The following is a 7,489-nucleotide window of genomic DNA, read 5'->3' on the forward strand; positions in this document are numbered from 1 at the left end:
CGCTCCGGGCGTCACTGAAGGCAAACGAACGACTGCGGGAGCGCAACGACGAGCTCACCTCGGCGTCTCGCGAACCGATCGCCATTGTCGGGATGGCGTGCCGGTATCCCGGCGGGGTGACATCCCCCGAGGAACTGTGGGACTTGGTCGCCGAGGGTACCGACGCGGTGTCGGAGTTCCCGGCGGACCGTGGCTGGAACGTGGAGGAGCTCTACCACCCGGACCCGGACCACTCGGGTACCTCCTACGTGAAGGAGGGAGGCTTCCTGCACGAGGCGGCGGAGTTCGATCCGGTGTTCTTCGGCATGTCCCCGCGGGAGGCGCTGGCCACCGATCCGCAACAGCGGCTGCTCCTGGAAACGGCGTGGGAGGCCTTCGAGCGTGGCGGCATCGACCCGGTCCGGCTCCGGGGCAGCCGGACCGGCGTATTCGTCGGCGTCATGTACAACGACTACCTCACGCGCCTCCAGCCGGCCCCCGCGGAATTCGAGGGACACCTCGGCAACGGCAGCGCGGGCAGCGTTGCCACCGGCCGGCTGGCCTACACGTTCGGGCTGGAGGGGCCGGCGGTCACGGTGGACACAGCGTGTTCGTCCTCACTGGTCGCCCTGCACCTCGCCGCCCAGGCGCTGCGCAACGGCGAATGCACCATGGCACTGGCAGGCGGGGTCGCCGTGATGGCCACTCCTGGGCCCTTCACCGAGTTCAGCCGTCAGCGCGGTCTCGCCGCGGACGGCCGGTGCAAGCCGTTCGCAGCGGCGGCGGACGGCACCGGCTGGGCAGAGGGCGTCGGCCTGCTGCTGGTCGAGCGACTCTCGGACGCCCGACGCAAGGGACACCCGGTGCTGGCCGTCATCCGCGGAACAGCGGTGAACCAGGACGGGGCCAGCAGCGGTCTGACCGTACCCAATGGCCCCTCGCAGCAGCGCGTCATCCGGCAGGCGCTGGCGAACGCGGGTCTGTCGCCTGCCGACGTCGACGCGGTGGAGGCGCACGGCACGGGCACCCCGATGGGCGACCCGATCGAAGCCCAGGCCCTGATCGCCACGTATGGGCAGGAGCGTCCGGCCGACCGGCCGTTGCGGCTGGGTTCGCTGAAGTCCAACATCGGCCACACCCAGGCCGCCGCGGGCGCCGCCGGAATCATGAAGATGGTCCAGGCCATGCGCCACGGGACCCTTCCGAAGAGCCTGCACATCGACGCCCCCACACGCCAGGTCGACTGGGAGGCAGGGGCGGTGGAACTGCTCACGGAGGCCGTGCCCTGGCCCGGGACCGATCGGCCCCGGAGGGCGGCCGTGTCCTCGTTCGGGGTCAGTGGCACGAACGCCCACGTGATCATCGAGGAGGCTCCTCAGGCTGAACCCCCCGAGGAGGCGACGGCGCGGCCGCCGCTCCATGCCGAAACCCTGCCGTGGGTGGTCTCGGGGCGTGGCGCGGAGGCCGTCCGGGCGCAGGCCGGGCGACTGCGATCTTATCTGTCGGAGCGTCAGGATTCGTCGTTGGAGGGCGTCGGACTGTCTCTGGCCACAACGCGGTCGGCGTTCCAGCACCGGGTCGTCGTCCTGGCGGCCGACCGCGACGGCTTTATGGCCGGGCTGGATGCGCTGGCCACCGGAGAGCCGGCGAAGGGCCTGGTCGAAGGGGTGGCCGTAGCGGGCGGCGGAGTCGCCCTCGTTTTCCCCGGCCAGGGTTCCCAATGGGCTGGAATGGCACTCGAACTTCTGGACTCCTCACCCGTGTTCAGGGACCGGATGGAAGCCTGCGCGCAGGCGCTGAGCCCCTACGTCGACTGGTCACTGACCGAGGTCCTGCGCTCCGGCGAGGGCGAGCTGGAGCGGGTGGACGTGGTCCAGCCCGCGCTATGGGCCGTGATGGTCTCGCTGGCCGAACTGTGGCGTTCCTTCGGGGTCCGGCCCGCCGCGGTCCTGGGCCACTCGCAGGGCGAGATAGCGGCGGCTTGCGTGGCAGGCGCACTCAGCCTGGAGGACGCCGCGCTGGTGGTCGCGCTGCGCAGCCAGGCCATCGCCGCCGAGCTGGCCGGCCAGGGCGCGATGCTGTCCGTCGCCCTGCCGCTGACGCGGGTCCAGGACCGGATGATCAGGTGGGGGGACCGGCTGTCGGTCGCGGCGGTCAACGGGCCCGGATCGATCGTGGTCTCCGGGGATCCGGACGCGGTGGAGGAGCTGCGGGCGGAGCTGGCCGCCGAGGGGGTGCGGGTCCGCGGGCTCCCCGTCGACTACGCCTCGCACAGCGCGCACGTGGAGCGGATCCGTACGCGTCTGCTGACGGCGCTCGCCCCGGTCTCCCCGCGCTCGTGCGACATCACCCTGTACTCGTCGGTGACCGGAGGCCCCCTCGACACCACGACCATGGATGCCGAGTACTGGTACCGGAACCTCCGGCAGACAGTGGAGTTCGAGCGGGCGGTCCGCACCTCGATGTCCGACGGCTACCGGTTCTTCATCGAGTCCAGCCCGCACCCGGTGCTGACGACTGGCATCGAGGAGACCGCGCACGACGCCGAGCGGTTCGCGGCAGCGGTCGGTTCGCTGCGCCGTTCGGAGGGCGGCTCCGACAGGTTCCTGACCGCGCTCGCGGAGGCTCATGTCCGCGGCGTGCAGGTGGACTGGCCGGCGATGTTCGCCGGCCGGCCCGCGAGCCGGCCCGATCTCCCGACGTACGCCTTTCAGCGGCAGCGGTACTGGCTGGCCCCCGATGCGCCCCCCGCTGCCGTCGGAAGCGGGGGTGACGGCTCGGAGACGCGGTTCTGGGAGGCTGTCGAGCGCCAGGATCTCGGGAAACTGAGCGAGACCCTGCAGATCGGTGACGCGGAACGGCAGGCGTCGTTGGGCGACCTGCTGCCGGCACTGTGGGCATGGCGCGAGCAGAACCGGTCCGCCGCCGTCCTGGACAGCTGGCGTTACCGGGTCTCGTGGCGGCCCGCCTCCCCGGCGTCCAATCCGGACCGACCGGGCACCTGGCTGATCGTGGTTCCGGCGGGGGCGGCGGACCAGCCGTGGGCCGAAGCGCTGTCCGGGGCCGCCGAAGGCCTCGGAGGCCGGTCCGTACGGGTCGAACTGGATATGGCCGGGGCCGGCCGGGAGGAGTACGGGGCCACGCTCGCAGAGGCGTCGGCCGACGGCCCCGTGGCCGGCGTGCTCTCCCTGCTTGCCCTGGCCGAGGAGCCGACGGACGCCCACCCGGTGTGGCGCCCGTATGTCACCGGCACGCTGGCGCTGGCGCAGGCGCTGGGCGACGCGGGGATCAGCGCGCCGCTGTGGCTGGCCACCCGCGGTGCGGTGTCGATCGGGCGGTCCGACAAGCCGGTTCCGTCGGCACCCGCGCAGGCCCAGCTGTGGGGCCTGGGCCGCGTCTTGGGACTCGAACACCCCGAGCGGTGGGGTGGGCTCGTCGACCTGCCGGAAACGGCCGACAAACGTGCGACGGCGCGGCTGGCCGACATCCTGGCCGGCGGCCTCGACTCCGAGGACCAGTGCGCGGTGCGGTCTTCCGGCGTATACGTACGGCGTCTGGTCCGCGCACCACTCGACCGGCGAGCGGCGAGGCCCTCCTGGCGCACGTCCGGCACGGCCCTGGTCACCGGTGGCACCGGCGGTCTCGGGGCGCACGTAGCCCGCTGGCTGGCGAGCACCGGCGCGGAACACCTGGTACTCACCAGCAGGAGCGGCCCGGACGCCCCTGGGGCGGACGAGTTGCGGGCTGAACTGTCCGCCCTCGGGGCGCGGGTGAGCGTGATGGCCTGCGATGTGTCCGACCGGGACCAGCTGGCCGCCGTACTGACACGGCTGGCCTCCGAGGGCCACACCGTCCGTACGGTGGTGCATGCCGCCGGGGTCTCCACACCGGGCGCGCTGGCCGACATCGGGCCCGTCGAGTTCGCCGAGGCCGTCGCGGGCAAGGCGGCGGGCGCAGCGCACCTGGACGAACTGCTCGGCGATGCGGAGCTGGACGCGTTCGTACTCTTCTCTTCCAACGCGGGAGTGTGGGGCGGCGGCGGCCAGGGCGCCTACGCTGCGGCCAACTCCTCTCTGGACGCGCTGGCCGAACGGCGCCGGGCCCGTGGCCGCGCCGCGACCTCCGTCGCGTGGGGGGCCTGGGCCGGCGACGGTATGGCCGCGGAGAGTACCGCCGACGAGCAGCTGCGCCGCCGAGGGCTGCGGGCGATGGATCCCGCGATGGCGATCTCCGCACTCCAGGAGGCGCTGGAGCACGAGGAGACGTTCCTCGCGGTGGCCGACATGGACTGGGACCGCTTCCTCCCGTCGTTCACCATGGCCCGGCCTCGCCCCCTCCTCGACGACCTGCCCGAGGTCCAGCGGCAGCGGCTGAGTGCGGTTCCCTCCCGGGCCACCGAGGAGGCCGATGGCCCGGCACTCGCGCAGCAGCTTGCCCAAGCCTCCGAACCGGAGCGCGCGCGGCACCTGCTCGGCCTGGTGCGCAAGCACACCGCGGCGGTGCTCGACTACGCCGGCCCGGACGAGGTCGAAGCGGAACGAGCCTTCCGGGAGCTGGGCTTCGACTCCCTCACCGCGGTGGAGATGCGCAACCGGCTCCAGTCGGCGACCGGCCTGACGCTGCCCGCCACCCTCATCTTCGACCACCCGACGCCCCGCGCTCTGGCGGCGCATCTGCGGGACGAACTGTTCGGCGCACGGGACGAGACGCCGGAACCGGCGCGGGTGGCGGCTCCGGACGACGACCCGATCGCCATCGTGTCGATGAGCTGCCGGTTCCCCGGCGGTGTCTCCTCCCCGGAGGAGCTGTGGGAGCTGCTGCTGTCAGGCCGTGACGCCATGTCGTCGTTCCCGGTGGACCGAGGCTGGGACAGGGAAAGCCTCGCCAGTGACGCCCCCGGACAGATCGGCAGCGGTTACACCCTTGAGGGCGGCTTCCTCGATGACGCGGCCGGTTTTGACGCGGCGCTGTTCGGGATCTCGCCGCGTGAGGCGCTGGCCATGGACCCGCAGCAGCGGCTGCTGCTGGAGACGGCATGGGAGGCCTTCGAACGAGCGGGTATTCCCTCGACCGCCCTGCGGTCCAGCCGGACCGGCGTGTTCGTCGGAGCTTCCACACAGGGCTACGCCCAGGTCGCGGCGGGGTCCGCGGAAGGGACCGAAGGACACCTGGTGACCGGTGACGCGGCCAGCGTCATGTCCGGTCGTCTGTCGTACACGTTCGGTCTGGAGGGGCCGGCGGTCACGGTGGACACGGCGTGTTCGTCGTCGCTGGTGGCCCTGCACCTCGCCGCGCAGTCCCTCCGCAACGGTGAGTGCACGCTGGCGCTGGCGGGCGGTGTGGCGGTGATGGTGACCCCGGCGGCGTTCGTGGAGTTCAGCCGTCAGCGGGGGCTTGCGGCCGACGGGCGGTGCAAGGCGTTCGCGGAGGGGGCGGACGGTACGGGCTGGGGTGAGGGTGTCGGTGTGCTGCTGGTGGAGCGTCTGTCGGACGCCCGCCGCAACGGGCACCCGGTGCTGGCCGTCATCCGCGGAACCTCGGTGAATCAGGACGGGGCGAGCAACGGTCTGACCGCGCCGAATGGGCCCTCGCAGCAGCGAGTGATCCGGCAAGCGCTGGCCAATGCCGGGCTGACAGGGGTGGATGTCGACGCGGTCGAGGCGCACGGCACGGGGACCCGGCTGGGTGATCCGATCGAGGCGCAGGCGTTGATCGCCACGTATGGCCAGGAGCGTCCGCAGGGGCGGCCGTTGTGGCTGGGTTCGCTGAAGTCGAACATCGGTCACACGCAGGCCGCCGCCGGTGTGGCGGGGGTCATCAAGATGGTCCAGGCGATGCGTCATGGGACTCTTCCGCGCACGTTGCATGTCGACCGGCCGTCGTCACAGGTGGACTGGGACGCGGGTGCGGTGGAGCTGCTGACCGAGGCGGTGGCGTGGCCCGAGGCCGACCGGCCCCGGCGGGCCGCGGTGTCCTCGTTCGGGGTCAGCGGTACGAACGCGCACATCATCATCGAGCACGCCCCGCAGGTGACTCCCACCCCCCAGGCCGTGGAGGCGGTGACATCCCCGGAGGCTGCTGAGGCTGATCGACCGGTTCCGTGGCTGCTGTCGGCGGGCACTGAGGCGGCGTTGGCCGATGTGGCCGAACGGCTGGCCGTCCACGCCGAATCGCACCCGGAGGTCAGTGCGGCCGAGATCGCGTTCTCGCTCGCGACCACTCGGTCCCCGTTGCCGTGCCGCGCCGTCGTCGTCGGCGCGGACCGCGACGAGCTGGTCCGGCGCGTCCAGTCCCTGGCCGGGGGCACCACCGCCCCGGGCGTCTTCCGCGGGACGGCGAGTTCGGAGCGCAACACGGCGTTCCTGTTCTCCGGGCAGGGCAGCCAGCGACTGGGCATGGGGCATGAGCTGTACGTCATGTACCCGGAGTTCGCCGAGGCGCTCGACGAGGTCTGCGGTCACCTCGACGTGTTCGCGGACCGGCCGTTGAAGGAGGTGCTGTTCGCGCAGGCGGATGGGGTGGATGCGGGGCTGATCGATGGGACGGGGTTCGCGCAGCCGGCGTTGTTCGCGCTGGAGGTCGCGTTGTACCGGACGTTGGAGGTGTGGGGTGTCCGGCCGGATTACGTTGCCGGTCATTCGGTCGGTGAGATCGCGGCGGCCCATGTGGCGGGGGTGTTCTCGTTGGAGGACGCGGCTCGTCTGGTGGTGGCGCGGGGGCAGTTGATGCAGGCGTTGCCGGCTGGTGGTGCGATGGTGGCGCTCCAGGCGTCCGAGGAGGAGGTTCTGCCCTCGCTGGCTCCCTGGCTGGAGCAGGGTCGGCTGGGTGTGGCGGCAGTCAACGGGCCGGAGTCCACCGTGGTGTCGGGTGATGAGGAAGCGGTGCTGGCGGTTGCCGGGCACTGGCGGGACCAGGGTCGCAAGGTCCGTCGGCTCACGGTCAGTCATGCTTTCCACTCGCCTCGTATGGAGCCGATGCTGGAGCAGTTCCGTGAGGTTGTGGAGGGTGTTCGTTTCGCGGAGCCGGTCATCCCGGTCGTCTCCAACGTCACCGGTCGTCTTGCCGAGCCCGGGCAGTTGACCACGGCCGAGTACTGGGTCCGTCATGTGCGTCAGGCGGTGCGTTTCCACGACGGCGTCCAGAGCCTTCACAGCCAGGGGGTCACCACCTACCTGGAGATCGGCCCCGACGCTCCCCTGACTGCCATGGTTCAGGAGAGCCTGACCGCCCCGGTCCACACCGTTGCGACGCTGCGAAGGAACCGGTCCGAGACGACCGGTCTGCTCAGCGCACTGGCGCAGCTCCACGTCACCGGCACGGTTCCCGACTGGGTCACCTGCCTCGACCGCCGTCCCGCGTCTGCCACACCACTGCCCACCTACCCCTTCCAGCACCAGCACTACTGGATGCACGGCGGTGCCCAGGCCACTGATGTCAGCTCCGCGGGCCTGTCGGGTGCGAACCATCCGCTGCTGGGGGCCGCGGTCCCGCTGGCCGACGGCGAGGGCCA

The 7,489-nt window shown here is 71.8% G+C and carries 1 protein-coding gene; it reads left to right on the forward strand.

Going from position 1 to position 7,489, the window contains the following annotated elements; translation table 11 throughout:
- Nucleotides 1-14 precede the first annotated feature (14 nt).
- A partial coding sequence (locus ACH4SI_RS41800) for a type I polyketide synthase (protein WP_398306234.1) occupies nucleotides 15-7,489 on the forward strand: 7,475 nt, incomplete at its 3' end.

This window comes from Streptomyces sp. NPDC021212 (assembly GCF_044332925.1).
Taxonomy (GTDB): Bacteria; Actinomycetota; Actinomycetes; order Streptomycetales; family Streptomycetaceae; genus Streptomyces.